This is a genomic window from Candidatus Formimonas warabiya (genome assembly GCF_002777255.1).
Lineage (GTDB): Bacteria > Bacillota > Dehalobacteriia > Dehalobacteriales > Dehalobacteriaceae > Formimonas > Formimonas warabiya.
In genome coordinates this window covers 2,349,431-2,374,238 of record NZ_CP017634.1, presented here as the reverse complement: position 1 = coordinate 2,374,238, position 24,808 = coordinate 2,349,431, and the positions used below count along the sequence as shown (strand labels likewise).

Annotated in this window: 28 protein-coding genes and 6 riboswitches; of the genes, 24 read left to right on the top strand and 4 right to left on the bottom strand. The window is 44.0% G+C overall.

The genetic code is table 11. The features are described from left to right. Positions 1-8 precede the first annotated feature (8 nt). Positions 9-569 carry a helix-turn-helix domain-containing protein gene (locus tag DCMF_RS11130; protein WP_214659270.1) on the top strand — a complete coding sequence of 187 codons (561 nt, stop codon included), beginning with the start codon at positions 9-11 and terminating at the stop codon, positions 567-569. 353 nt (positions 570-922) lie between these two features. Then, positions 923-1,822: an SDR family oxidoreductase gene (locus tag DCMF_RS11125; RefSeq protein WP_148134498.1), complete on the top strand. Its 900-nt coding sequence runs from the start codon at positions 923-925 to the stop codon at positions 1,820-1,822. Positions 1,823-1,852: 30 nt separating this feature from the next. Here DCMF_RS11125 and DCMF_RS11120 read toward each other — a convergent pair whose 3' ends face one another. Continuing rightward, complete coding sequence (locus DCMF_RS11120; RefSeq protein WP_148134497.1) at positions 1,853-2,269, bottom strand: hypothetical protein; 417 nt, start codon at positions 2,267-2,269, stop codon at positions 1,853-1,855. 350 nt (positions 2,270-2,619) lie between these two features. Between DCMF_RS11120 and DCMF_RS11115 the strand changes: the two genes are divergently transcribed. From DCMF_RS11115 to eno, 3 genes are all read left to right on the top strand, one after another. Beyond that, positions 2,620-3,264, top strand: coding sequence for a flavodoxin family protein (locus DCMF_RS11115; protein ID WP_148134496.1), 645 nt, complete (start codon positions 2,620-2,622; stop codon positions 3,262-3,264). 169 nt (positions 3,265-3,433) lie between these two features. Next, entirely contained in the window at positions 3,434-3,613 is a 180-nt protein-coding gene (locus DCMF_RS11110; RefSeq protein WP_148134495.1) for a hypothetical protein, read from the top strand. Between the two features lie 186 nt (positions 3,614-3,799). Further along, positions 3,800-3,862: riboswitch (Fluoride riboswitch) on the top strand. A 103-nt stretch (positions 3,863-3,965) separates the two neighbouring features. Continuing rightward, positions 3,966-5,243 carry a phosphopyruvate hydratase gene (gene eno, locus DCMF_RS11105; protein ID WP_148134494.1) on the top strand — a complete coding sequence of 426 codons (1,278 nt, stop codon included), beginning with the start codon at positions 3,966-3,968 and terminating at the stop codon, positions 5,241-5,243. A gap of 215 nt (positions 5,244-5,458) precedes the next feature. Here eno and DCMF_RS11100 read toward each other — a convergent pair whose 3' ends face one another. After that, positions 5,459-5,887: a hypothetical protein gene (locus tag DCMF_RS11100; protein WP_148134493.1), complete on the bottom strand. Its 429-nt coding sequence runs from the start codon at positions 5,885-5,887 to the stop codon at positions 5,459-5,461. A 267-nt stretch (positions 5,888-6,154) separates the two neighbouring features. Then, the gene (gene tnpA, locus DCMF_RS11095; protein WP_148133458.1) at positions 6,155-6,631 is read right to left on the bottom strand and encodes an IS200/IS605 family transposase; all 477 of its coding nucleotides are present in this window, start codon (positions 6,629-6,631) and stop codon (positions 6,155-6,157) included. 150 nt (positions 6,632-6,781) lie between these two features. Continuing rightward, positions 6,782-6,852, bottom strand: a riboswitch (Fluoride riboswitch). Positions 6,853-7,099: 247 nt separating this feature from the next. On the opposite strand from tnpA, the gene DCMF_RS11090 reads away from it, so the two are divergent. From DCMF_RS11090 to DCMF_RS11055, 8 genes are all read left to right on the top strand, one after another. Further along, complete coding sequence (locus DCMF_RS11090) at positions 7,100-7,777, top strand: DUF6062 family protein (protein ID WP_148134492.1); 678 nt, start codon at positions 7,100-7,102, stop codon at positions 7,775-7,777. A gap of 91 nt (positions 7,778-7,868) precedes the next feature. Continuing rightward, positions 7,869-7,933: riboswitch (Fluoride riboswitch) on the top strand. A 64-nt stretch (positions 7,934-7,997) separates the two neighbouring features. After that, a complete protein-coding gene (locus DCMF_RS11085; RefSeq protein ID WP_148134491.1) occupies positions 7,998-9,179 on the top strand; it encodes a cation:proton antiporter in 1,182 nt (393 codons plus the stop codon). After that, on the top strand, positions 9,166-9,588 hold the full coding sequence (locus DCMF_RS11080; RefSeq protein ID WP_148134490.1) for a universal stress protein: 423 nt from the start codon (positions 9,166-9,168) through the stop codon (positions 9,586-9,588). The genes DCMF_RS11085 and DCMF_RS11080 overlap by 14 nt, the downstream gene beginning before the upstream one ends. A gap of 36 nt (positions 9,589-9,624) precedes the next feature. Next, positions 9,625-9,682, top strand: a riboswitch (Fluoride riboswitch). Between the two features lie 138 nt (positions 9,683-9,820). Continuing rightward, positions 9,821-11,356, top strand: a complete 1,536-nt coding sequence (locus tag DCMF_RS11075) for a MutS-related protein (protein ID WP_148134489.1) — start codon at positions 9,821-9,823, stop codon at positions 11,354-11,356. Further along, on the top strand, positions 11,353-12,885 hold the full coding sequence (locus DCMF_RS11070; RefSeq protein WP_148134488.1) for a MutS-related protein: 1,533 nt from the start codon (positions 11,353-11,355) through the stop codon (positions 12,883-12,885). Before DCMF_RS11075 ends, DCMF_RS11070 begins: the two co-directional genes overlap by 4 nt. 30 nt (positions 12,886-12,915) lie before the next feature. Beyond that, a riboswitch (Fluoride riboswitch) is annotated at positions 12,916-12,988 on the top strand. 157 nt (positions 12,989-13,145) lie between these two features. After that, complete coding sequence (gene crcB, locus DCMF_RS11065) at positions 13,146-13,592, top strand: fluoride efflux transporter CrcB (protein WP_214659269.1); 447 nt, start codon at positions 13,146-13,148, stop codon at positions 13,590-13,592. Further along, a complete protein-coding gene (locus DCMF_RS11060) occupies positions 13,558-13,914 on the top strand; it encodes a DUF190 domain-containing protein (RefSeq protein ID WP_148134487.1) in 357 nt (118 codons plus the stop codon). Before crcB ends, DCMF_RS11060 begins: the two co-directional genes overlap by 35 nt. 36 nt (positions 13,915-13,950) lie before the next feature. Further along, positions 13,951-14,022, top strand: a riboswitch (Fluoride riboswitch). A 64-nt stretch (positions 14,023-14,086) separates the two neighbouring features. Then, positions 14,087-15,739, top strand: a complete 1,653-nt coding sequence (locus DCMF_RS11055; RefSeq protein ID WP_148134486.1) for a dynamin family protein — start codon at positions 14,087-14,089, stop codon at positions 15,737-15,739. Here the strand turns inward: DCMF_RS11055 and DCMF_RS11050 are convergent. Next, complete coding sequence (locus DCMF_RS11050) at positions 15,736-16,392, bottom strand: 4Fe-4S binding protein (RefSeq protein WP_148134485.1); 657 nt, start codon at positions 16,390-16,392, stop codon at positions 15,736-15,738. The genes DCMF_RS11055 and DCMF_RS11050 overlap by 4 nt on opposite strands. Before the next feature lie 368 nt (positions 16,393-16,760). Here DCMF_RS11050 and DCMF_RS11045 point away from each other — a divergent pair, with 368 nt between their 5' ends. From DCMF_RS11045 to DCMF_RS10995, 11 genes are all read left to right on the top strand, one after another. Further along, positions 16,761-16,958: a hypothetical protein gene (locus DCMF_RS11045; RefSeq protein WP_148134484.1), complete on the top strand. Its 198-nt coding sequence runs from the start codon at positions 16,761-16,763 to the stop codon at positions 16,956-16,958. A gap of 867 nt (positions 16,959-17,825) precedes the next feature. Then, entirely contained in the window at positions 17,826-18,359 is a 534-nt protein-coding gene (locus DCMF_RS11040) for a YhcN/YlaJ family sporulation lipoprotein (RefSeq protein ID WP_214659268.1), read from the top strand. A 252-nt stretch (positions 18,360-18,611) separates the two neighbouring features. After that, the gene (locus DCMF_RS11035; protein WP_148134482.1) at positions 18,612-19,241 is read left to right on the top strand and encodes a cobalamin B12-binding domain-containing protein; all 630 of its coding nucleotides are present in this window, start codon (positions 18,612-18,614) and stop codon (positions 19,239-19,241) included. Positions 19,242-19,244: 3 nt separating this feature from the next. Continuing rightward, positions 19,245-20,351, top strand: coding sequence for a uroporphyrinogen decarboxylase family protein (locus DCMF_RS11030; protein ID WP_148134481.1), 1,107 nt, complete (start codon positions 19,245-19,247; stop codon positions 20,349-20,351). 105 nt (positions 20,352-20,456) lie between these two features. Further along, positions 20,457-21,179, top strand: a complete 723-nt coding sequence (locus tag DCMF_RS11025) for a GntR family transcriptional regulator (RefSeq protein WP_236860324.1) — start codon at positions 20,457-20,459, stop codon at positions 21,177-21,179. Positions 21,180-21,195: 16 nt separating this feature from the next. Next, positions 21,196-21,855 carry a cobalamin B12-binding domain-containing protein gene (locus tag DCMF_RS11020; protein WP_148134479.1) on the top strand — a complete coding sequence of 220 codons (660 nt, stop codon included), beginning with the start codon at positions 21,196-21,198 and terminating at the stop codon, positions 21,853-21,855. Positions 21,856-21,867: 12 nt separating this feature from the next. Next, on the top strand, positions 21,868-22,575 hold the full coding sequence (locus DCMF_RS11015; protein WP_236860244.1) for a DUF1638 domain-containing protein: 708 nt from the start codon (positions 21,868-21,870) through the stop codon (positions 22,573-22,575). 5 nt (positions 22,576-22,580) lie between these two features. Beyond that, the gene (locus tag DCMF_RS11010; RefSeq protein WP_148134478.1) at positions 22,581-23,207 is read left to right on the top strand and encodes a GTP-binding protein; all 627 of its coding nucleotides are present in this window, start codon (positions 22,581-22,583) and stop codon (positions 23,205-23,207) included. Beyond that, positions 23,170-23,544: a hypothetical protein gene (locus DCMF_RS11005; RefSeq protein ID WP_148134477.1), complete on the top strand. Its 375-nt coding sequence runs from the start codon at positions 23,170-23,172 to the stop codon at positions 23,542-23,544. Before DCMF_RS11010 ends, DCMF_RS11005 begins: the two co-directional genes overlap by 38 nt. A 178-nt stretch (positions 23,545-23,722) precedes the next feature. Beyond that, the gene (locus DCMF_RS11000) at positions 23,723-23,929 is read left to right on the top strand and encodes a DUF1657 domain-containing protein (protein ID WP_148134476.1); all 207 of its coding nucleotides are present in this window, start codon (positions 23,723-23,725) and stop codon (positions 23,927-23,929) included. A gap of 17 nt (positions 23,930-23,946) precedes the next feature. Further along, complete coding sequence (locus tag DCMF_RS10995; RefSeq protein WP_148134475.1) at positions 23,947-24,807, top strand: DUF421 domain-containing protein; 861 nt, start codon at positions 23,947-23,949, stop codon at positions 24,805-24,807. The last annotated feature ends 1 nt before the right edge of the window (position 24,808 follow it).

Here is a 24,808-nt window from a genome sequence, read left to right as displayed (position 1 = left end):
TGTTATTTTTGGAGAATACAGGAAAGCGTATTCAAAAAATACGCAAAGAAAAAAAGATGACCATCACCGCTCTTGCCAACGAAGCCAATACCTCCCGCAGCCTGATCAGCCAAATTGAAAACGGCTATACCTTGCCGTCCTTACAGACTCTGGAAAAAATCGTCAAAGCACTGGGTATTACCTTGAGCGATTTCTTCAAGATAGATTTATCGGAAGTTGACGAGAATGATTTTGTCGTCAAGGCCGATAAACGGCAAATACTTTATCTGCCGGACACAAAAAATACCTACTATCTCCTTTCAAATAAAGTCCATCAAAGTGTAGAGTTTTTATTAACGGATTACCCACCCCATTCCGATGCGGATTCTTACGAGTTTTTTAAACATGACGGTTTGGAATTTTTCTGGGTTGTGGAAGGCCAGATTCATTTAACCGTCAACGGAAAAACCTCTGTGCTCAATAAGGGGGACAGCGGTTGCTTTGATTCCCGCCTGGAGCATCGTTATGTGAACCATGGCAACACCAACGCCCAGATTGTCCTTTTTTCCATTAATTCCATGAAAGAATAGCCCATAAGAACCAAAACTTAAATGTTTAGCCAATCAGGGATGATAGTAGATATCCCTGATATTTTTATGAAAAATAACGTCAATATAAGTTAACATTTGTTTAGTCTGATTGACTATACGTACAAGCAGTTTTCCGGTATTGTTAATGACTTTTCTTGTCAGCAGAACTAAGGAAAAGACGGACAGGGAGGGGGTGAGGGAAAAGTCTTTTGATCTATGCAATACGCATCTGGTGATGGAGATCATGCAGAACTTGACATGGAAAGAGGCGGGAAGACAGGCACCAATCGGGACTAGGCGAATATTCTGCAATTGGCTTTAAGAACAACATCAGGAAGAAAGGAGAATTTGCCGTGATTCCAATGTATCCGTACTTCGGTTATGAGACACGGTGCCGGCAGGTGCCGCTCACTTTTCCGCCCCAGCATCAGAATATACAGCCTGGTTTGGAGTACTTAATGAACCCCATTCCCATATCCGACAATCCAGAATACAAGGGAAGCGGAAAATTGAAGGGGAAAATTGCCATCATTACAGGAGGTGACAGCGGGATCGGCCGCGCCGTTGCCATCGGCTTTGCCAAGGAAGAGGCCGATATGGCTATCGTTTACTTGTATGAACGGGAGGATGCCGAAGCCACCAAGCAGATGGTGGAGCACTACGGGCAGCGCTGCCTCCTTATTGAGGGAGATTTGCGCCGGCCGGCCTTTTCCTCAGAAGTGGTAAAAAAAACTCTGGCGCATTACGGAAAACTTGACGTACTTATTTTGAATCAAGGCGTCCAGTTTCCCCAGGAAAGCATCGCGGATATTTCTGACGAACAACTGGAAGATACATTCCGCACCAACATTTTTCCCCATTTCTATCTGACAAAGGCTGCGCTGCCTTATCTCAAGCCGGGCAGTTCCATTATCTCAACAGCATCCGTAACCGCTTATGCAGGCGCTCCTTTGCTTGTCGATTATTCCTCGACAAAAGGTGCGCTGGTATCGTTCACCCGTTCCCTGGCCCTCCAACTGGTTTCCCGGTGCATCCGGGTCAACGCCGTAGCGCCGGGCCCGATTTGGACGCCCCTGATCGTGTCCAGTTATTCAGCCGAATATGTAAAAACCTTTGGCTTGGAATCACCCATGAAACGGGCCGGGCAACCCTTCGAGCTGGCGCCGACCTACATCTATTTAGCCTCGGACGATTCCTCCTACGTAACGGGACAGGTGCTTCATGTCAACGGCGGTATCATGACGGAAACCTAAAAGAGAAAAGGAAAGTCTTGTTTATCGGCTTCAATCCTTTTCGAAAACGTGTTCCCCAAACTTTTTCGTTAACAATCCCAAAGCTAAGCCGAATATGAGATGAAACAATAAGTAGTAAAGTACATCACCGGGAAAGACTTCCCTAAGTTTTACAACCGCCAGGGAGCGCAGGGCTCCGAATGAAAAGAACCAGAGAAAAGCGCCGAAAATGAGTCCCTTTATGATGCAGGCGTGTTTTCCGGTTAAATAGATGAGGTAAACAAAAAGGATGCCCCAAAATGCCCCATAAACATAGTCGGCTAAAAAACTGACCACCGAACCTAGCAGCGTGTGATGTAAAGTCTCGGGATCCATAAACATACTGGATGCATAATGAGAGAGCGGATGCATAATCATTTTCAGTTTCCAGACCGGAAATTGGATGATGTTCATAGCCAGATTGGCCAAAACCCCGATAAGCCCCCGAAGACTACTTTATCGTGAATCAATGTTCCACCTCAAAACATCTTTTAGTTTTCAAAGCTTAACCCTTTAGATACCTGGGATTCTTAAAACAGATGCTGCTGCGTTTGAAGATCCTGAATATTCTTAGTATGGTTTTTTGAGGAAAAAATAATCCTCATTTTTTTTATTTCATTAGTTACTATTAGGATAGTATGTATATAAAAAGTGCATACTAAACAAATTTAAAATTATGAGATACAATTTACCAAAAGGATTTCATCCTAAGCGCCCGAACATTCGACTTCTAAAGGGAGAGGTAAATTGGTTCAAGTAAATTGATGGAGGTGTCACCTATGAAAGTAATCGGGGTCAACGGCAGTCCGAGAAAAGACTGGAATACGGCTACTCTGCTTAACCGGGCACTTGAGGGAGCAATTTCTCAGGGTGCGGAGACGGAACTGATCCATCTTTATGACATCAATTATAAAGGATGCATCAGTTGCTTTGCCTGCAAGCTGAAAGATGGTAAAAGTTACGGCCGGTGTGCTGTAGCTGATGATTTGGCGCCTGTTCTTAAAAAAGTTGCCGAAGCAGACGCCCTCATTCTGGGGTCTCCTATTTATTATGGAGCAGTTACCGGAGAAATGAGATCTTTTTTGGAACGACTCATGTTTCCTTATTCGGTGTATGATCGCGATCGAACCATACTGTTTAAAAAGAAAATACCAACAGGCTTTATTTACACGATGAATGTAGACGAAAACCGGCTCAAAGAAATGGGATACGAACAGAATAATCAAGCGGCGGAAATGGCCCTGAAGAGAATTTTCGGCGCATCAGAATCTTTGTATGTTACCGATACCTATCAATTTGATGATTATTCCAAGTATGTCTCATCCTTATTTAATGAGGCGGAAAAAGCAAAGAGAAGAGAAGAACAGTTCCCCAAGGATTGTCAAAAAGCCTTTGAAATGGGCGCGAGATTTGCCCGATCCTAAATGTTTTTAAGGGAGGTATATAACTTCATACATGCATAAAAATGCCGAAAGCAGGGAAAACAAGCCCTTCCGGTTTTTTAAGTTTTTAAAAAATCTTGTCTCGATGTAGCAAAAAATAATCTCCCTTAATAATATTTGGTACAATAAAAAAATTAAGGGGGGGTTATTCATGTCCAAAAAACATAAAAAGACTTTAGGCCAAGATAAATTAAAAGTCAGAGTCAGGCAATCTGATGATGGGAGCAAGAAAAAAATCAGAATTTACAATGACTGTTTCGAAGTGAAAGTGCGGGTGAAAGATCAAGAGTGCGAGATCTGCAAAGACGATAAATCCGTATTCTCTTGTTGATGCAAAGACAATAAGAGAATAAAAGGGGGCGGAATACCATGAATGGATCATTCCGTCCCTTTTGTACTCATGCCAGAGAGTATCTCCGGTGTCTTACGAAAAACAGCTGATAGCACCGCAAAGCCTTATTTATTTTAAAATCATTTTTTCTTGACTTTTTGGGGATAATAAGGAAAAATTGTACTATAAGCAATAGGTGATGGAGTTCACCGATAACCACCCTTACGGGTTGATAACTCCTGCCCATCAAATTTTTGGCAGGAGTTTTTTATTTTCCTTTTCACTCCTGCCGGGAACAATACCTGGGTGGAGTATTTTTATTTAAATAAAATAAATAATTGGAGATGAGAAAATGAGTAACAAGATTAAATCTGTACGGGCCATGGAAATCCTCGATTCTCGGGGAAATCCCACGATAAGAGTATTCATGGGTTTGGATAATGGCATCATGGTATCGGCTTCCGTGCCCTCCGGAGCTTCAACGGGTGAAAATGAAGCGGTTGAACTCAGAGATCATGATAAAAACCGGTATGGGGGAAAAGGCGTCCGAAAAGCTGTCTCAAATGTTAACGAGATCATTGGTCCAGAAATAACGGGGTTTGACCCGTCCAAACAAAGAGAAATTGACCGACTATTAATTGAAATGGATGGCACAAAAAACAAAGAAAAACTGGGAGCTAATGCGATCCTTGGCATTTCCATGTGTGCAGCCCGTGCTGCTGCGGCAAGTGCGGGGCTGCCCTTATATGCGTATCTCGGTGGGCCCAGCGCCGGCCGGATTCCCGTGCCGATGATGAATATTTTGAACGGAGGGAAGCATGCCGAAAACAGTGTGGACTTTCAGGAATTTATGGTGATGCCCGTTGGCGCACCCTCATTCGCTGAAGCTTTAAGGTATGGGAGTGAAACCTTTCATGCCCTGAAGAAAATCCTAAGTAAAAAGGGTTATAACACTTCAGTGGGTGATGAGGGAGGATTTGCCCCCAATCTGAAAAGCAATGATGAAGCCTGCGAACTCATTACCGAGGCCATTGAAAAAGCAGGTTACAAACCTGGGCAAGAGATTGCCATTGCTCTTGATCCTGCAGCAAGTTCCTTCTATGAAAGGGGCTCCTACCACTTGGCAAAATCAGGGCAGGGACAAAAGAGCAGCAGCCAAATGAACAATCTTTATCAGGAATGGGTGAATAAATATCCCATTGTTTCCATTGAGGATGGATTAGCAGAAAACGATTGGGAAGGGTTCCGGCAGCATACCGCACTGCTGGGAGATAAAATTCAGATCGTGGGTGACGATATATATGTTACCAATACCCGTTTCATTACCCGGGGAATCAAGGAAAAAAGCACCAATGCGGTTTTAATCAAATTAAACCAGATTGGCACTGTCACGGAAACAATGGAGGCGATAAATTTATGCCGGAGAGCAGGATGGGGATTTGTCATTTCCCATCGCAGCGGCGAAACGGAAGATACCTTTATTGCCGACTTTTCAGTGGCCGTGGGAGGAGGGCAAATCAAGACCGGTTCTGCATGCCGGAGCGAAAGGATCGCCAAATATAACCGTTTGCTGGAGATTGAAGCGGAATTAGGAGAATGCGCCGATTTTGTTAACCCACTTATCAAATAATTGGGAAAGTCGCTAATTGGCATCTTAACCGGAGCAAGCAAAAAAATAGACGTCTATCCCTATTACAAGCTGGTTTCGCGGCAGCCTCTCTCCCGCGAATGCCGGGAGAGAGGCTGATCTTTTACTTCGATATCATAACAGAACCGGTGCCGGCAGATATAAACCAAAGAAGCTTTTGCTGCTTGATTACCTTCGGAATTATGCAAAACCTTCTTTTAAAAGCCATGCAAAAGATCCATTATTTTTTGGGTATAGAAACTTAATCTCTCTATGTTATCCGGATCAACCATGCCGTAGGCTTTTAATTTTTTCGGTTCAATATCGCAAGCATTGACCCAATGGATCGATAAGGTACCCCGAATAATTCCACTTAGACTTTCTTGATTAGGCTCAAAATGGAGCATGTTTGCAAATTCGTTGATACATTCTTTCACAGTTTTAATGATCTTTAATACTTTTTCTTTTTGGCTCTCCGTTAAATCGTCTCTTGTTTCATACATTCTTCCTTGCGGGGCATTCCTGAGATACCTTTCCATCTCATCCATATCTTTCTCGATTAAACGGAGAGTACCGGAAATCACTCTGAGATGGTTTTCATTTAAACCTTGTACTTCTGTTTTTGGACGACGCTCTTTATTTTCCATTGAATTAATCACCCCTATCCATAAAAAAGATCCGTACAATCATGATGTCCCTGAGTCCGTCTTCAGGCCATCGGCAAGCTCCGGGGGAAGCCTATCAGCCCTCCCATAAAAACATTGTTACCGGTATTCCGGCTCGCGTAAAATCATGACCACCCGCTCAGCGGGTGGTTTGCTCTAGCCCTATAAGGGCATGATACCAGGCTGAGCCTAAAGGCTCACTGAAAAGTTCCACCAACTGCACTTTTTTTCAAACAACCCCTAAAGGGGTTATTTTTTACTGTTTTTGTCTACGGGCTCACCCGTAAACGGGTCTATATACTCCTTTAGTGTCATCTGGTCTGATGCTATATCCTCTTGTAGTTGCTTTCTTATATACTGTTCTATTACTTTTTTGTTGCGTCCCACCGTATCCACATAATAGCCTCTGCACCAGAAGTGCCTGTTGCCATATTTATACTTCAAATTTGCGTGCCTATCAAATATCATTAATGAGCTTTTCCCTTTAAGATATCCCATGAAACTTGATACGCTTATTTTCGGCGGTATCGATACCAACATGTGTATGTGATCTGGGCAGGCGTTTGCTTCTAATATTTCTACTTTCTTGTAGTCACATAGTGTCCTTAGTATTTTTCCTATATCGTCTTTAATTTTTCCATATATTATCTGTCTCCTATATTTTGGTGCAAATACGATGTGATATTTACAATTCCATTGCGTATGTGATAAACTTTCGGTATCCATTTGGATAACTACCTCCTTTGTGTTAGTGCGGTTGGCGAAACCTACACTATTTTATCAAATGGGGGTAGTTTTTTCTGCTCATAGCTAAAGCCTTTTGGAACCACCTGCATAGCAGGTGGTTTTCGTTATACAATAAAAATGGCTCCCACATATCATGTAGGAGCCATCAGCTTAGCGTTTCAGTCTCTTTGACTGCGGTGGGCACCATCACCGGTAGATACTCATTCAGCTAAAACAATTATACCATATCCTATTTTCTACTACCATAATTAATGATCATGTAATATAATAATATCAAATACCGAGAATAACAGAATTCGTAAAAATTGAATAGGTCAAGGAGTCGACCTTGAACAATCAAAATTGCGTAGCAATGGCGCTGATGACTCCTGTCTGTAACATACAGGCAGGAGTTTTTCTTTTTTTAATTTGACATTTATTTCTTAAGGACAAGGGGAGTAAATCTTGATGGAATATGATTTAGAGTCTGCATTTAAACAGCCCGGCTGCCCCATTTGCACCATGATAAAAAAGAGCATGGACAGCTATTTCAGATGGTTTGAAAATGAAAGCGATCACCTTTTGGAGCTGCTGATTTCTCTGTCTCGCGGAGGGTTCTGCCGTGACCATGCCCAGCAGGTTGCTGCATCTGTTAAATCCGATTTGAATTACACGTATGCATTTATTATCAGGACCAGGCAGAAAGAAATAAAGCAGTTTCTCCAGGAGACCGCTTTAATACAGAAAAAGATCTTTCCTTATAGAGAGAAGAACGACCCCCATAGAGAACTCAACAGAATTATCTCCAGTGAGCCATGTCCTGTCTGTGATTTGATTCAAAAGACCGGTACTTATGGAAGCGCTATGATAGCCAGAAAATTTGAAGATCCTATAAACCGTGAACTTTACCGTGAAAGCGCGGGCTTATGCTGGGAACACTGTGCGAATACGCTCTTAATTGCACCGCCGGAAATTGGACTTTTTCTCTTGGAAGACCACTTGCAAAGACTGGAGGATTTGAATCGCGAATTTAGAGAATTCTTTCGCAAGCAGGATTACAGGTTCGACCATGAGCCCAAAGGAAAAGAGCAAACCGCTTGGGTGCGCGCTATGGAACTCCTTAACGGTAGACCGTATAGCTTTTAAACGATATTAGGTCAGAAGGGGGGATCACTATGTAAATGTCATAGAATGCTGTATTTTTCTCATCGGCACCAGGAATTAGATAACATGAAATATTGACCAAGGCGATGGGGTTCACCTGGAAACACTGCGCTCGCAGTTGATAACTCCTAATTCATGAAGAAAGGAGAAAGAAGGGGTTTTACAAGACTGTGTGATCATCATCAAAATGGAGGGATAAGAAATGGAGCATAGTTATTTAGTAGCCGCACTCTGGCTGTTTTGCGCTTTGACTGCGAGCCTTATTTCTATTCGGGTAGGTATTTCTGTAGCTTTGATCGAGATTATGGTGGGAATAGTAGCAGGGAACATCATACACCTGGAAATTACCGATTGGGTCAATTTTCTGGCGGGATTTGGAGCCGTTATTCTGACATTTATGGCGGGGGCGGAAATTGAGCCGAGGACGATTAAAGAACACTTCTGGGAGAGCATGGTTATTGGCATACTGGCTTTTTTACTTCCTTTTTTAGTCTGTATGGCAGGAGCATATTATGTATTTCACTGGGATCTCAATGCCTCAAAGATTGCTGGTATTGCATTGTCAACTACTTCAGTAGCAGTAGTTTATGCGGTGATGATTGAAAGCGGACTGTCTTCTACTTCATTAGGTCAGGCGATTCTAGCCGCCTGTTTTGTGAATGACCTGGGCACCGTGTTGGCATTGGGATTGCTGTTTACGGGGTTTACGGTGAAGCTGGGGATATTTGCGGCTATATTGATCGTGGTCGTGTTCATCAGTACTCCTCTGGCCTCCAGGATCTTTCAAAAATACAGCGGCAAGGTCAGTGAACCGGAAATAAAACTTGTCTTTTTGATGTTGGCTTTCCTGGCTTTTGTAGCTCAATACGGGGGCAGTGAAGCAGTGCTTCCCGCTTATATCATCGGTATGGCGATGGCCGGTTTTTTTACCCAATATAAGGAGACCCTGTATAAGATCAGGGCGATTATTTTTACAGCGTTTACGCCATTCTACTTTATCAAAGCGGGTGTCCTTGTTTCGTTTCATGCCTTGGTGACAATGCTTGGAGCCATCTTGATTTACTTGTTGTTTAAAACGTTGGCAAAATTTTTAGGGGTATTACCCGCTACAAAATTTTTTCGCTATGGGAAACGAAACGGTATTTATACCACGCTGCTGATGAGTACAGGATTAACCTTTGGCACGATATCTTCTTTGTATGGATTAACCCATCATTATATTTCGACGGCTCAATACAGCGTCCTAGTCGCAACAGTCATATTAAGCGCGATTGTCCCCACTCTTATCGCGCAGAAATTCTTTTATCCGGTGCCGGATGAGGAGATCGATATTATTTCCCCCATAGGAGAATTTAAGGAGGTCGTGGAGCATGTTAATCCGTAAAATTGTGGTCGGTTATGACGGGTCCGGTTATAGTAAAAGAGCCTTGGAAGCAGCTATATACCTGGCAAAAGCACTAGAAGCATCCGTTACTACACTCACTGTGATTCAGGCTCCGGAATTTAGCCCTTCTCTGGATGAGATCGATGAAGGATATAAGGATGCGGAAAAAATGATTAAACCGCTGCTTGATGAAATCAAGGGATTTGGCGAGCAAAATAAAATAGAAATTAATTCCGTTGTATTACGGGGCCATCCGGCAGGGAGCATCGTGAAATATGCCTTTGATAAAAAAGCCGATCTCATTATTATGGGCACCAGAGGTGTGGGCGGGTTTAAAAGCATGATCCTGGGGAGTATTGCCCAAAAAGTAGTCAGTTATTCCAAAGTCCCGGTGATGGTGATTAAATAAGCGAAAGGGGAGACGCTGGATTTCGCCGTAAGCTCTTATAATCATGGCGATGGAGCCCGCCTTAAATGCGCAAGCTAATAGCTCCTACTCAGTTCTTTGAGTAGGAGTTATTTTTTACTTTCAGAATTTATTAGCTTCAAAAGGTTGAAAGTATAAGTGCAACTAGGGCTTCCGCCGTCGCCAGAGGCTTGGCGCAAGCCAAGTTTTCTAATAGAAAGGAGGAATACGATCCGTGACTTTCCAGAGCATACTATTTGAAAGAGCTGGAGACGACATCAAAAAAGAAACGCTTGAACCGCCCGCCTTCTTTGCTGATCTGAATCTTGATCAGATTATAGACGCCATTACGGCCGGTAAACAGGAATATGATTTAAAACCCTTTTTCTACACTTCTTTGCCTGATATCGAAACAATCAAGTACCGCCAGGAAATCATGCAGGATCTGGAAAATCAAACCCTGTTTGAGCAGATAAAATCATTTGCCCAAAAAATGCGCGCCATGCACAGATATCTTAGCTTAGTAGACCGGCTTTACTACAAATATCACAAAGAAGGATGGTTTTTGGAGGCGGTAGACCTTTATGGCGAGGCCCTTCTTTGTTTGGCCCATGATTTATCCCTTGTTGATTTAAAATCCCCCGGCTTGATCGCCTTCCGCGCATATATCATGGACTATACCGCATCTGCCGGTTTTACCGCACTGATGGCGGAAACGAAAAAGCTGAAAGCGGATTTGTCTACTGTGCAATATTGCCTGCTCATCAAGGGCAACTGCATCAAAGTGCGCAAATATGAATCAGAAATTGATTACAGCGCAGATGTGGAGGAAACATTCGAGAAATTCAAGCAGGGCGCGGTGAAAGATTACAGGGCGAAGCTTCCCACCGGGTTGGGCATGAACCATGTGGAAGCGGGCGTGCTGGAGTTAGTAGCCCAACTGTATCCCGACATATTTTTTAATCTCAATCATTATTACTTGAAAAACGGCCCTTATCTGGATGAAACGATAGACATTTTTGACCGGGAAGTACAATTCTATATCGCTTATCTGGACTATTTAGCCAAATTCAAACGGACGGGATTAGAATTTTGTTATCCCCACATGTCCCATGCCAGCAAGGAAGTCTATAATATTGAAGGATTTGATTTAGCCTTGGCCCATAAGCTCATGAGCCAAAATTTGCCTGTTGTCTGCAATGATTTTTACCTGAAAGACAAGGAGCGTATATTGGTAGTATCCGGGCCCAACCAGGGCGGGAAAACAACCTTTGCCCGCACCTTCGGCCAATTGCATTACCTGGCCGGTATCGGCTGTCCCGTTCCGGGCAGGGAAGCGCAGCTTTTTCTTTGCGACAGGCTCTTTACCCATTTTGAAAAAGAAGAAGATATCAAAAATCTCAGCGGCAAACTGCAGGATGACCTGATCAGGGTTTATGATATTCTAAGCCAGGCGACATCAAACAGCATCATCATCATGAATGAAATTTTTACTTCTACCACCTTAAAAGACGCTATTCTTTTAGGTAAAAGGATCATGAACAAAATAAGCCAATTGGATTTGCTCTGCGTTTGCGTTACGTTCCTGGATGAATTGGCTTCTTTGAGCGAGAAAACCGTAAGCATGGTCAGCACGATCGTTCCCGAGAATCCGGCCCTCAGAGCATATAAAATTGTCAGAAGGCCTGCGGACGGACTTTCCTACGCGATATCAATTGCGGAAAAGTACCGCCTTACTTATGAGTGTTTAAAGGAGCGCATCACATTATGAAGGTTTTTCTCATGTACCAAGATTGTGATTTTGACCTCCAGCAGCAATTACCGTCACATGAAAAGGCACTGACCCAGGACCTGGAATTAAATACGCTTTTCAACGCCATGGCCCGGGGTAACGAATTTTTATTTGAAGTGGCAAAGAAAGCCCTTTTGTCCGGGTTAAATGATCCGGACGCCATCTTATACCGCCAAAAAATTCTTCAGGATTGCCTGAAAAACCCTTCCCTTACCAGGGACATTTACAATATCGCGGTTGAAGCAATGGAAGAACAGAAAAAGCATTATTATGGCTTTTTCAGCTACTATCCCAGTTCGATCCTGTATAACGCGGTAGAAATAATGCAGATATTAGCGGGCATGCTGAAAAGAATAAAAAATATCGCTGATGAACATGCCGGTAAATTTGAGTCTGAAGGTTTCACCAGGTTTTTTGCCATGGTAGAGAAAGAACTGGATGCGGAATATTTCGCCCGCATCCAAAATCATCTCCGGGAACTGAAATTCCGGGACGGACTTTTGATCAGCGCGGAATTGGGCAAAGGCAATGAAGGTACCCATTACATCCTGCGTAAACCGCATGACAAAAAACAGAGCTGGCTAGAGCGGATTTTTGCCAAAAAACCGCCTGTTTATGCCTTTTCTATCAGTGACCGGGATGAAAGCGGCGCCAGAGCCCTGACGGAATTAAAAAACAGGGGGATCAACCTTGTGGCCAATGCTCTTGCCCAGTCCGCCGATCATATGCGCAGTTTTTTTGATGCGTTGCGCACCGAATTGGCCTTTTACGTCGGTTGTTTAAATTTATCCGAGTATCTGGCCCAAATAGGGGAACCCATATCTTTTCCCCTGCCAGTGGCTTCCCATGAACGTAAACATTCTTTTACAGGTTTATATGATGTTTGTCTGGCCTTAACCATGAAAGAAAAAGTTGTGGGGAATGATGTGAATGCGCACAGTAAGGATCTAGTGATGATCACAGGCGCCAACCAGGGGGGCAAATCGACTTTTTTGCGCAGTATCGGCCTGGCCCAATTAATGATGCAATGCGGCATGTTCGTACCTGCCCAATCTTTTTGTGCCAACATCTGTGCCGGTCTTTTCACGCACTATAAAAGGGAAGAAGACGCGACGATGAAAAGCGGAAAACTTGATGAAGAACTGAGCAGAATGAGCGGGATCGTAGATAATATCACGCCGAATTCTCTCATCCTGTTCAATGAGTCATTTGCCGCGACAAACGAAAGGGAAGGCTCGGAGATTGCAAGACAGATCGTTGGCGCATTATTGGAAAAACGCATCAAGGTTTTCTTTGTGACCCATTTATCTCAATTGGCCCATGGTTTTTATGAGAAAAAAATGGAAAACGCCATTTTCCTGTGGGCTGAAAGGCAGACCGACGGAGGACGGACTTTTAAACTAATCGTCGGTGAACCACTGCAAACAAGCTATGGTGAGGATTTGTATCACAGGGTATTCGGAAGGGATAATTTAAATGAAACGGATCATGAAATTTATTCAACATGACGGGGAAGTATGTTATAATGATTTCACCATAACACGGTTGGTGATGGTGCCCGCCACAGTCATTTGACTGAAATGCGATCATGCTGATGGCCCCTACTTGGTAGGGGCCATTTTGTATCTGTAATCAAAGCAGGGTACATAAAAAATAGGGAACAGGGGGAATCTCTATGTAGAAAAAATTAGTTGTCTTGCTTTTGTGAAAGCCCATGATGCCAGTTGATCAAGCTTATATTTAGCATTTTTTTGAAAGGGTGAGCTAGTTGTCTTTTTTTAACAGCATTTATCTTTACATTGCGGCGGGAGGAGCTTTTGGGGCGGTAACAAGATACTTGATTTCCACCTGGATCTACAATAAAAGTGAGCAGGTTTTCCCGTATGGTACCTTTGTGGTGAATCTGACAGGATGTTTTTTGCTGGGATTATTCTATACCTTGTCCCTGGAAAAGTCGGTGATCAATGCGCAGTTTAGAACGATGATTACGGTAGGATTTATTGGGGCTTATACCACATTCTCTACATTTAGCCTGGAAACAATTAATCTCATCAAAGAAGGAAGTATGGGAACGGCCCTCCTCTATGTTGGCTCAAGTGTAATTTTAGGCCTTTTTTCTGTCTGGTTAGGCATAGGGGCAGCCAATTTTTTTAACCAAATAGGTGAGAGGGGTGAAGAGAGTGACAAAAGCTACCGGTCAGGCGGTACGTCTTAAAATCTATATTGGGGAAAGTGACAGGTATAAAGGAGTTCCCTTGTATCATGCCATCGTATTAAAAGCGAGAGAATTAGGGCTCGCCGGAGCAACTGTATGCCGGGGTATTGAAGGGTTTGGGGCCCACAGCAGAATACACAGTGCGAGAATTTTGGACATATCCTCCGATTTACCTATTTCCATTGACATCATTGATAGTACAGAATATATTCAAATGTTGCTTCCTTTCCTGGATGAAGTGGTAAAAGAGGGATTGGTGATCATGGAAGATGTCAATATTATTAAATATGCCAATGGCAATACGCTGAAGGTCAAAATATAGACGAAGGAACAAAAATATGGTACATTTTAACCAAAACATCCGGTTGGTGATGGTGCCCGCCCAGTCATTTGACTGAAATGCGCTCATGCTGATGGCCCCTACTTGGTAGGGGTCATTTTTGTTTTTCGCTTCATGCTGTTCAGAGAATCTTTGATGATCTGGAGTGAGAGAGATGAATGAACAAACCCTTTTTCAGGCAAAAGAAATCCTGAAGGAAATTCACGCAGTGTGTGAAGATTTTCGCTTGGATTCTCTAAAAAAGGTTGTACAGAGTGTCCATAATTTCACCGATCAGCGTCAATATCTGGATATCGCGGTGTTAGGACAATTTAAGGCGGGGAAAAGCTCATTTTTAAACGGTTATCTGCAGCAAGCTTTACTGCCGGTAGGCAGTATTCCTGTAACTTCCGTCATCACCAGAATCGGATTTGGCCCGCGGGAAAAAGCAACCGTAACTTTTCGGGATGGCACAAGCAAGATCATCCCAACCGATGAAATTGAGAAATATGTTTCCGAATCCAAAAACCCGGAAAACAAGGAAAATGTGATGCGGGTAGATATTGAAGTGCCTTCTTTAAATAAGATGAAGGAAATTAGGCTGGTGGATACCCCGGGTATCGGCAGCGTATGGAAGCATAATACAGAAACGACGTCGAACTGGTTCCCGGAAACAGGAGCGGTCCTGTTTGTTCTGAGTGCCGAAAAGCCGATATCGGAGCATGAATTGAACCTTTTTAAAGAAATTTCTTTATATTCGCCGGAAATAGCCCTTGTGATTACGAAAACCGATCTGTTCCAGGAAGAACAAGTAGAGGAAATTGCATCCTTTACCAGAAAAGCGCTCAAAGAGGTTTTTGCTCGCGATGTGACAATTCTAAGGTATTCGGCTTATATCAATACCAGTGCGTATAATAAACAGGTGGAAAAGGATATTTTCCTGCCCCTAGCCCGGAACCGGAGGGAAACTTATCTGAAAATACTGCATCATAAAATAGAGACAGTGGTTCATAGCTGCCTTTCTTATTTAAATATATCCTATCAGGCTTCTTTAAAAAAAGAAGCCGAAAAAAACAAACTGAAGGAGATAATTTTTGATGAGCACTTGAACGCTCACTTCATCCGGCAAGAGCTTCTAGCGATTATGGGAAGCTATAAGGAAAAGACACGGGAGAGTGTAAAAATTTATCTGGATTCCTTTCGTAAGGATATTGAAAAGAGAATTACGAAAGAATATGAGACTGCTTTTCCCGGCTGGAAGGGCAATCTTGACAGGGTAACCAGACAGTTTGAGAAATGGTTGAACCAGTCCCTGGACACTGAATTCAAAGGACTTTTGCTGGAAGAAGAAAAATCCTTTGAGTTGCTCCATGCTGTCAAAAAGCACTTGTCCTATTACCTGAAATCATTTAGAGAAAGATTAAGCGAGAACCTGGACCGGGCTTTAGGTGTGCAAATGAAACCGGAAGCGTGGGAAATAAGCGTGGGAGAGTTAAAGAAACCGGACATTTCCCTGAGCAGGTCTTTTGACTTTCATTTGGAGCTGTTTTGGTTTTTTTTTCCCATGTTCTTATACCGGAGAGTGTTCCGGCGTTTTTTCTTAAGCCGGATCCCGTATGAAATTGAAAAGAATCTGCACCGCCTCACTTCAGATATGAACGAAAAAATCAATCAGGAGATCGATCATTTAATGTTGCAAGCATTGACCTATATCAACGGGGAATTGAAAACAATGGAAATGCTGCTGTCAAAAAATAAAGGGGACAGCACCTCTATTTTAAAACGGATGGACCATATTAAAAATAGATACCATAACTTGATGATTTAAGAGACATAGAGGGAATTTCTGGGGCATTTTTCTACGCAGACCTTGCATTTTAAACAATTAGCATCTAATACTTTTCCCTGACTTTTGTGGCTTAAAAGGTCAATACCCATGGGGCAGTTTTTGGAGCAAACCTTACAACCGATACATTTATCTGCATCAAAAGTAATCTGTCTCAAATTCGATTTCAGTGTTTTCGTTTTCGCGGCATAATGGGCCAGATTGCCCATGGGGCAGATTCTGCACCAGGTGCGGTGAGAAAAGGTGATATCTAACACAATTGTCAGCATGGTAGTAATAATAATCATTCTTACGAATACTGCTCCTGTTGCGAAGGCGTTACCCCAGGACAGAACCAATTGGAGGGCAAAAGCACTCATTAAAAGAAACAAAAACAAGTTTCGAAACCAGCCGCTTTTGATAAACTTCGGCACCGGTTTTTTTTGACTGAATTTTTTTAAGATCACATCGCTAAAACTTCCTCTGGGACAAAAATTTCCGCACCACATTCTGCCTTGAAAAAATCCCCATAGCACCGGAGCGAGCATGCAAACCAGAGCAACGGCTCCGATGGCGGGATAGATTAAACCAATGCTACAAAAAGCGATTAACAACACCCAAGCATACTGATGAAAGCGGTCTTTTGTTTTGATCATCTTGAGCACCTCTTATTTTTAGTACCCCCTGGGGGTATATATGTATTATATGATCAAGGACTTGTATTTGTCAATTCAAGAAATATTTTTTTTGCAAAGATGATTGATTTGATCCGGAAGGTAAAACGGGAAGCGGGATGGATGGAACCCCTTTTTGCTGATATAATGATGGGTAGAAGACCAGGTGAAGCATGGTGAGAAGTCTGTTAGGGATAAATAATAAAATATATTTCACACAGGAGGTGACTTTGGTGAATTTGTATATTGAACCGGCGGCACGGGAGTATATTTTACATCAAAAAAGAGCGGATCATGCCATTGTTATTCATCTGAAGAAGCGGCAAGGAACAAGTTGAGGGTGCGGCTGCGTGGTGGATGCCCACTACCTGTCCGTGGGACTAGGTAAAGTTGAATCGTTTAACATGGATAGTTTCCATATGGACTGTATCGATGAGATTGAGGTGTACTATAACGACCGGTTACCCCAAATGTACAAGACCATTACGGTAACAATGGAAAAATTCCTGTTTGTGAAGAGATTGGTAGCATCCGGTAAGAGAAACTAGGTCTGTAGGGTTCTTAAGGATTAGCAAGTAAGTCATAGTAATGTGTTTCCCGGTACCGGTAACCTGTACCAGGATCTCGAAAAAAGCGCAGTGCGCTTTTTTTATTTCAAGACGAGAATTGGTAAGCTTGGGGACCAGGTAGGTTCCTTTTTTTCGTTAGGGAATTGGAGCAGGATAGTTCGCCAGGCGCTACAGAATCATGCCAAATATGTTCAAACTAACGAACACGTTCAATAATTGGGACACATGCCCCTTCGAATACTCCTTGTGCGCGAACAGATTCTTCTTTTTACGTTCGATATGACGAACATTTGCCGGCGATACTACAATTATTCTGTTCGTATATTGGCGCAAATTCGGGGTTTTGGCCTTTTTGGATTGTTGGCATGGTTCTTGCTATAGAATGATGACAAAGGTAAGTGAAAACTCTCACAAGGACTAAGGGGGGTGAATACAAATGGCAGAAGGTTTTGCATATGACATCTACATGTTGCAACACAATTACGGGGTGCGCAATAATTTGTTGGTTAAATAGTAGGAACCTGCTCGAAATCCTTGGTAAGAAAAGTGAGGGAGGTGAACAAAATGGCAGAAGGCTTTGAATATAATATTTACATGCTGGAACACAATTACGGGGTGCGCAACAATTTGCTGGTGAAATAGATTATGGCGACGCTTAACGACCTGATCATAGAAAAACTCCTGCCTTTGATTCTCGGGCAGGAGTTTTTTTGCCCGGACCTTTTTTCCGTCATGGCAGAAGGTGGAAATGATTAGTTACAATGTAAAAAGCGCCAATAAAACACCAGGATTTTTTCAGGCATCACTCCATAGTACTAATAAAAAACTTTTTTAGGAGTGATTGGCGTGCATGCGAAAAAACTAATCTGCATCTTGACAGGGATTTTTTTACTTGTTTCCGCTATTTTTATTGGTTGTGCTCCGGCCAAAAAACCTACCCCCAACCAAACCAATTATTTTGTGCCTACTCCGGCTAGGAAGGCACCTGCTCCTACCCCTGCAGCTCCTTTGGGGCCTGCAACGAAAAAGACCCCCACAGAAAAATCAAAGGACGTTGCCCGGGCGAACAAGATCACCCAAAAAGTGGATGCTGTTTCCGGAGTGAAAAAATGTGCAGCAGTTGTTTCGGGAAACACGGTTTACGTAGGGGTGGATTTAGAAGACCGGACAAAAAAGGAAGCAACTGAAATCAAGGTTTTTTCACAGGTGGCCGCGATGGATCCTTTGATCAACACGGTATACGTAACCTCAGATCCGGATCTGTTTCAGCGCTTGAGTAAAATATCTGACGGCATAGCTAAAGGAAAACCGGTTCAAGATTATCAAAAAGATTTGAACGAGATAGCCACAAGTACCAAAACAAGAAAAACGACTCCCTAAAGCACTTGCTGCGAAAAAGCTTCAGTAATTTCTTACTGGAGCTTATTTTTATTTTTCGTCTTTTATCCTGTACCCAACCGGGTTGCCGGGTGATGAAAATCTTCATTGATTGACAGGTAGCCCATCTTATTATAAAATCTAGTTGTCTAGACAAGTAGTTAAGATGAAAGAAGGTGGGATCAGAGAAAGGAAAGAAAAAAAGACCGGCTTTAAAGATGGGGACAAAAGAGAGAAAGAAAGAGGGGACGCGTAATGAGTAGTTCTTTAGCAAGCTTCATGGGGGATCTGCAAGAAGATCTCGTGTTTGAACAAGTCAAGCAGCAGTTACAAGAAGGTGTTTCTCCCGAAAGCATCTTTAACGAATTACAAGCCGGAATGACGATTGTGGGAGAACGCTACCAGTCCCAGGACTATTATCTTTCAGAGCTGATTATGGCAGCGGATATTTTTAAAAATGCCACTGCTTTGCTGCAGGAAAAGCTTCAGACGGTCAGTAAGGAAACCATCGGCACCATTGTGCTGGGAACGGTTGCCGGAGATATTCACGATATCGGCAAAGATATTGTCTCACTGGTTTTTGCCAGTAATGGGTTTCAGGTGATTGATCTTGGTGTGGATGTGCCCATTCCCCGCTTTGTGGAAGCAGTGCGGACACATCAGCCGGATTTTGTAGGAATTTCTTGTCTCTTAACCACCTGCTTTGATAAAATGAGAGCAACAATCGCTGCTTTAGAAGAAGAAGGACTGAGAAGCAGCGTCAAGGTACTGATCGGCGGCGGTCCGGTAGAACAAGCGACCTGTGATTATGTGAAGGCCGATGCCTTATGTAAAGATGCGCCAAGCGGAGTTAAAATAGCGAAACAGGTTCTGGGGGTGGAATAAAAGATGGCAACTGTTGCGGAGCTCTATAATGAAAGGTTGAACAGGATCAAAAAGGCCGTAGCTTTGGAAAAGCCGGACCGGGTTCCCATTGTTCCCCTGGGGGATTCCTTTTGTGCCCGGCACCTGGGGATTAAGCTGTCTGAATTTTGTGCCCACCCGGAGCTGTCCAACGAAACAATGCTCAAATCCTTTACCAGCCTGGGCCAGGTAGACGGCATCCAGCATATTGCTTTTAACCCTAATCTTCTCAGTACCATTTGGCTGTCCAAAGTAAAGTTTCCCGGCAAAGAGCTGGAGGATGATGAGCTGTGGCAGGTTGAAGAAGCTGAGTTGATGAAAATAGAAGACTATGACGTGATTATTGATAAGGGCTTTGATTATTTTTTAAATGATTTTTATCTGAATCGGCTGGATAATTTAGGGGAGCGACTGCAGCCTTTTTACGCCGCTTTTCCTGGGGCTTTTAAGGCCACGGCCGACCTGGGCATTGTTCCCTTCTCCCCTGTGATTGTCACCATTCCCTATGAAATGCTATGCGGGGCCCGGTCCATGGTGGTTTTTCTGAAAGATTTGTTCCGCATTCCTGATAAAGTGCAGGCCGCCATGGATGCTTCCATGCCCTGGATCCTGGAAAATGCCCGGCAGCTGTGCCGGACCATGAAACCGATTGCCCTGTGGGTAGGCGGCTGGCGGGCAGCCAGTGAATTCTTGTCTCCCAAGTTGTGGCAGCGCTTTGTCTTCCCTTATTATCAGCAGCTGGTGGAAGCGGTAGCGGCAGAAGGAGTGATCCCGGTGCTGCACTTTGATTCCAACTGGACCAGAGACCTGTCCTTCTTGCTCCAGCTCCCTAAGGCCAAATGCGTATTTTCACCGGACGGTACCACCGATATTTTTAAAGCCAAGGAAATATTGGGGGATCACATGTGTATTATGGGCGACGTTCATGCCTCCATGCTTACTTTGGGCACCCCTGAAGAAGTCCATGCCTATTGCCGGCGCTTGATCAGGGAAATTGGCCCGACCGGGTTTATTCTGGCCCAAGGTTGTGATACTCCTCCCAATGCAAAGCCGGAAAATGTCAAAGCGATGATCGATGCGGTAAAAGATTGAAACTGTGACAGGGAACGATTCTCCGTCACTTGGCGTACGGTTCTTTTGCGACAGAGAGAACCGTCCCCTGTCTCAAAAATCTCTATGGTAGGAGTGTTATGATTGATGAAATCCGTTTCTTCGTTTATTCCGGCCTATTACCGGCTGGCGGAAGATCTGAAACAAAAAATTGAATCAGGTGAACTGAAACCAGGAGATGTGATTCCTTCGGAATCCCAGCTTGCCAAGCAGTACCAGGTGAGCCGGATGACGGTGCGCCAGGGCGTGGCTTTGCTCGCGAAAGAAGGGTTTATTGAATCGATTCAGGGCAAAGGCAGTTTTGTCACCGTCCCGCGCATGGATACCCTGGTGCTGCGCTTCTCAGAAAACAATCTTTTGGGCGAAAGCAAAACCTTGCAGGTGAAGCTGCTGGACGTGGGCGTGATTGCGGCGGACCGGAAAATCTCCGCAAAATTGGCGGTGTCCCCGGGAACCAGGATCTTAAAGATGAAACGTCTTTTGCTTGCCGACGAAGGTCCTGTGGCTGTTGATTCCCGTTTTCTTCCTTATGTAAAAGGAGTGCCTCTTTTGGAACGGGAAATGGAATACGCCGCTTTCCCGGATTTGGTCGCCCGAAACACAAACCTGGTCTCGGCGCGCAATAATTTTAAGGTTTCTGCCAGTATTTTGTTGAAAGAAGAAGCGGAACTGCTGGAAGCTAAAGTAGGATTACCCGCCCTCTGCGTCGAACAAATCATATATGCGTCCAACGATCAACCCATCGGCTGGTCAAAAATGATCTGCCGGGGGGACCGTTTTACGCTGACGGCAGTATCTCATCCTTTTTAGAAAGTTGGTGGGTTTTGTGCGGACGGTTCAAAAAATGATTGTCTCTGCTGTGACCGGAATTGATGAGGAGAAGACGCTTTCCCTGGTCCAGCACGGTTTTACCAAAGGAATTGATCCCTTTGTTCTTTTGGAGGATGTGAGAACGGGTCTGGAACTTGTCGGCACCATGTATAACCAAGGAAAATACTTTTTGGCCGATTTAATTATGGCTGCGGAAATCTATAAGCATGTTCAGGAAATTGTTTTGGGCGACCGGGAGGGGGGGATCCCTTCCGACCATCCCCAAGTGGTTTTTGGCACGGTGGAAAAAGATATCCATGATATCGGCAAAAACATCGCCATCGCCACCATGCGGCATTTCGGGTTAAGGGTACTGGATCTGGGTGTCAATATTCCCCCCAGGTTGTTTGTGCAAAAAATGGAGGAAACCGGGGCGCCCATTCTCTGTATGTCCGGTTTAATTTCCGATGCCTATGATTCCATGAAGAAAACGGTCCTTTTGTTGAAGAAAAGCTCTCTCTTCCCTAAGACCAAAGTGATTATCGGGGGTCTGGTCAATGAGCAGGTATGCAGTTATACCGGAGCCCATTACTGGGTCAAGAATTGCTCTGCCGGCACGGAATTATGTCTGAAAATTTTTCATGAGAAAGCAGCCCTGTCAAAATCAGGCAGCTGATGATTGAGGTGAATGATGAGCATAGTAATTGTTGCCTGTCAAACCATTTGTGACGAAGTAGACTTAGCCATCGCGGAAACCGGTGTGAGCCATCCTGTTTTATGGGTGGAATCAGGACTGCACAATTTTCCCGATACTTTGCGGACAAAGCTGCAGGAACAGATCAATCGCATTTCCCATGTAGAAAAAATCATCCTGGCTTATGGTTATTGCGGAAATTCCCTTTTGGGCCTCTATTCCGATCACGCTACCCTGGTCATTCCCCGGGTAGATGACTGTATTTCCCTGCTGCTCGGATCCTATCAAAGCAGAGAGCGCCTTTCCCAGGAAATGGGCACTTACTTTTTGACCCGGGGCTGGCTGGAAAATGAAAATAATATTATTAAGGAGTACGAACGGTGTTTGGACCGGTATGGCCAGGTTCAGGCGGAACGGGTGATGAAGGTGATGATGGAACATTACCGGCGCCTGGTTCTCATCGACACGGGTGCTTACGCGGTGGACGGATGCCTGAAAAAATCCTGTGATTTTTCCCAGCGCATGGGCTTACAGCACCAGGTGGTAACCGGTTCCCTGCGCTTGTTGAAGAAACTCTTTACCGGCCCCTGGGATGAGGAGTTCTTGGTTCTAAAACCGGGAGAGGTATTATCCATGGAGTATTTTCGAAGAGACATGAGTAAACCGGGCTTTAATCAGACCATGTTTGGATTTGGCAGGTGAAAAGAATGAAGATTCTACTCATAGGAGGATTTCTCGGCGCGGGTAAGACTTCTTTGATCAGGCAGTTTGCCAAATACCTGGTGGAACATGATCAGCAGCAGGTGGTCATAATTGAAAATGAAGTGGGAGAGGTGGGCATCGATGATAAATTCCTTTCCCTGGAAGGTTTTTTGGTACGGGAATTGTTTGGAGGGTGTATTTGCTGCCAGCTTACAGGAGAATTGACCTTAGCGGTGAACCGGATAGAAGAAGAGTTTCATCCCGCCTGGATTATCATAGAAACCACAGGAATTGCCAAACCGGGGGCCATTCTGGATACCTTAAACAAGTACGGGAAAGGAATTGAACACACTTATACCATCATTCTGGCGGACGCTTCCCGCTGGCAGGAACTTAGTGAAATTACCCCGGAACTGATTGCTGCTCAGATTGGAGCAGCAGACATGGTGGTGATCAACAAAATTGACGAGGTTGATCAAAGGGAGGCAGGCCTGGTTCTAACAGGGGTGAAACAAATAAACGGGAAAGCACTGGTTCTAAAGATGTGTGCCTTGAAAAAAATTGAAGAGCCTCTTCTCAGGGAGGTGTTTAATCGTGCCTCATCAGGCTGTGGCAAAAGAACTGACCCTTAACCTGAACCAACCCTTAGCGGCACAAGACTTTTATCAGATCATTGCCGGTTTATTGCAAGAATTAGGGCAGAGATTAAATATCCGGGGGATTATTCCCGGCCATCTGAAAGTTTTGGTTGTAGAGAATGATGTTTTTGCCGCGTACAGTTGTACCATGCCGGGTAAAATAACAGACAGGGTCTCACCGGGGTGGCATGATTTTTTGTTCTTTCACCCCCGTCTCTATCTAAATGTCGTTTTGGTGGAGATTCCCCTAGAAAAGGTTCATGAGATCGTAAACAGTTGCCTGGAAGAGATGCTCCGCAAACTGGATTCCTATCTGATTGGATATGATTAAAAGCGTATATTTTTTTCCAGATCCTCCCTGCGGGGAGGATTTTTTGTCCTTTCAACCCGGTGCGGTCAGGATGCTGTCTGTCCGGATCCCCAAAAGTCTTTTGACCTTTTCTGTGGGAAATAATTGGGAAGTATATTATCTCAGAATTCGTGTAAATTAACATCCGGGAGGTCAAAGCATGACGACATATGCCAAATTAAACGATACCTTATATACCCTCCAGGGAGTTGCCAACACCTTGAAAATATATGCCGTGCAAACAAGCCGGCAAGAAATAAAAGACGTGTTTGCCGATGCGGCAAGATCTCTGCATGAAGTGGTGGAGGACCTGGAAGGAAGAAAAAGAATTCTGGAATTTGAAGAACCCCAATACAAGGGGCAATAACTTTTTGGGTGATGCTTATGGCAGATTGGATAGAGACAGCATTGCGCACTGGTTTGCTGTTTTTTATTGTTTGGCTCTTGGTCAGATTAAAGGGAAAGAGGAATATGGTAGAAATTCCTCCTTTTCAATTTATCAGCTTTTTGGTGATTGGAGTCACTACGGCTCTCATCGCTTCGGGGATCATCCCCAACCTGTTTTTAGGTCTGATTACGCTGGGGATCTGGGTGTCCCTCTTCATTCTCATGGATTATGCCGCGATGAAAAGTAAGTGGGTACACGACTGGGTTTATGGAAGGGAAACGGTATTAATCAGCCATGGAAAAGTTTTGGAGGAAAACTTAACCAAAGTGCGTATTACGGGAGAAGAACTGTTAAGGTCTCTGCGCACAAAAAATGTGTTTAGCCTCAGTGATGTGGAATTTGCCCTCATGGAAAACACAGGTGAAATCAATGTTTTACTGAAATCTGATCAGAGGCCTCTTGTTCCCAAAGATTTTGGCAGAAAAATTCCCCCGGGGACAGCACCTCAAACCGTAATCCTTGACGGCAACATGCTCCATGAACCTTTAACCCGGATCGGCTTAAACCAGGAATGGCTGAAAACAGAATTAAAAAAAGTTGGAGTCTCCTTGGAAAACGTATTTATCGGACAGGTAGACACCTTCGGGGAATTATACCTGGACCTGTTTGATGATACCATTCAGCTTGCCCAGCCCAAGGTGCGGGATTTGCTCTATGCCAACCTGGAAAAATGCCAGTCGGATCTGATGTCTTTTGCTTTGGAAACAGAAAATAGCACGGCCAAAGAAATGTACTTAAAGAACAGCCGGAAGGTAAAAGAAATTAAAGATAAGCTGGAACCCTATCTGCTTCGCTAGA

Excerpts from the sequence above, each read along its gene's own strand:
- DCMF_RS11015 (WP_236860244.1), top strand. The coding sequence starts at position 21,868 with ATGATGAGCATAGTAATTGTTGCCTGTCAAACCATTTGTGACGAAGTA.
- DCMF_RS11080 (WP_148134490.1), top strand. The coding sequence starts at position 9,166 with ATGTTAATCCGTAAAATTGTGGTCGGTTATGACGGGTCCGGTTATAGT.
- DCMF_RS11070 (WP_148134488.1), top strand. The coding sequence starts at position 11,353 with ATGAAGGTTTTTCTCATGTACCAAGATTGTGATTTTGACCTCCAGCAG.
- DCMF_RS10995 (WP_148134475.1), top strand. The coding sequence starts at position 23,947 with ATGGCAGATTGGATAGAGACAGCATTGCGCACTGGTTTGCTGTTTTTT.
- DCMF_RS11100 (WP_148134493.1), bottom strand. The coding sequence starts at position 5,887 with ATGGAAAATAAAGAGCGTCGTCCAAAAACAGAAGTACAAGGTTTAAAT.
- DCMF_RS11110 (WP_148134495.1), top strand. The coding sequence starts at position 3,434 with ATGTCCAAAAAACATAAAAAGACTTTAGGCCAAGATAAATTAAAAGTC.
- DCMF_RS11000 (WP_148134476.1), top strand. The coding sequence starts at position 23,723 with ATGACGACATATGCCAAATTAAACGATACCTTATATACCCTCCAGGGA.
- DCMF_RS11090 (WP_148134492.1), top strand. The coding sequence starts at position 7,100 with ATGGAATATGATTTAGAGTCTGCATTTAAACAGCCCGGCTGCCCCATT.
- DCMF_RS11050 (WP_148134485.1), bottom strand. The coding sequence starts at position 16,392 with ATGATCAAAACAAAAGACCGCTTTCATCAGTATGCTTGGGTGTTGTTA.
- DCMF_RS11035 (WP_148134482.1), top strand. The coding sequence starts at position 18,612 with ATGAGTAGTTCTTTAGCAAGCTTCATGGGGGATCTGCAAGAAGATCTC.
- eno (WP_148134494.1), top strand. The coding sequence starts at position 3,966 with ATGAGTAACAAGATTAAATCTGTACGGGCCATGGAAATCCTCGATTCT.
- DCMF_RS11085 (WP_148134491.1), top strand. The coding sequence starts at position 7,998 with ATGGAGCATAGTTATTTAGTAGCCGCACTCTGGCTGTTTTGCGCTTTG.
- DCMF_RS11010 (WP_148134478.1), top strand. The coding sequence starts at position 22,581 with ATGAAGATTCTACTCATAGGAGGATTTCTCGGCGCGGGTAAGACTTCT.
- DCMF_RS11115 (WP_148134496.1), top strand. The coding sequence starts at position 2,620 with ATGAAAGTAATCGGGGTCAACGGCAGTCCGAGAAAAGACTGGAATACG.
- DCMF_RS11025 (WP_236860324.1), top strand. The coding sequence starts at position 20,457 with ATGAAATCCGTTTCTTCGTTTATTCCGGCCTATTACCGGCTGGCGGAA.
- DCMF_RS11030 (WP_148134481.1), top strand. The coding sequence starts at position 19,245 with ATGGCAACTGTTGCGGAGCTCTATAATGAAAGGTTGAACAGGATCAAA.
- DCMF_RS11055 (WP_148134486.1), top strand. The coding sequence starts at position 14,087 with ATGAATGAACAAACCCTTTTTCAGGCAAAAGAAATCCTGAAGGAAATT.
- tnpA (WP_148133458.1), bottom strand. The coding sequence starts at position 6,631 with ATGGATACCGAAAGTTTATCACATACGCAATGGAATTGTAAATATCAC.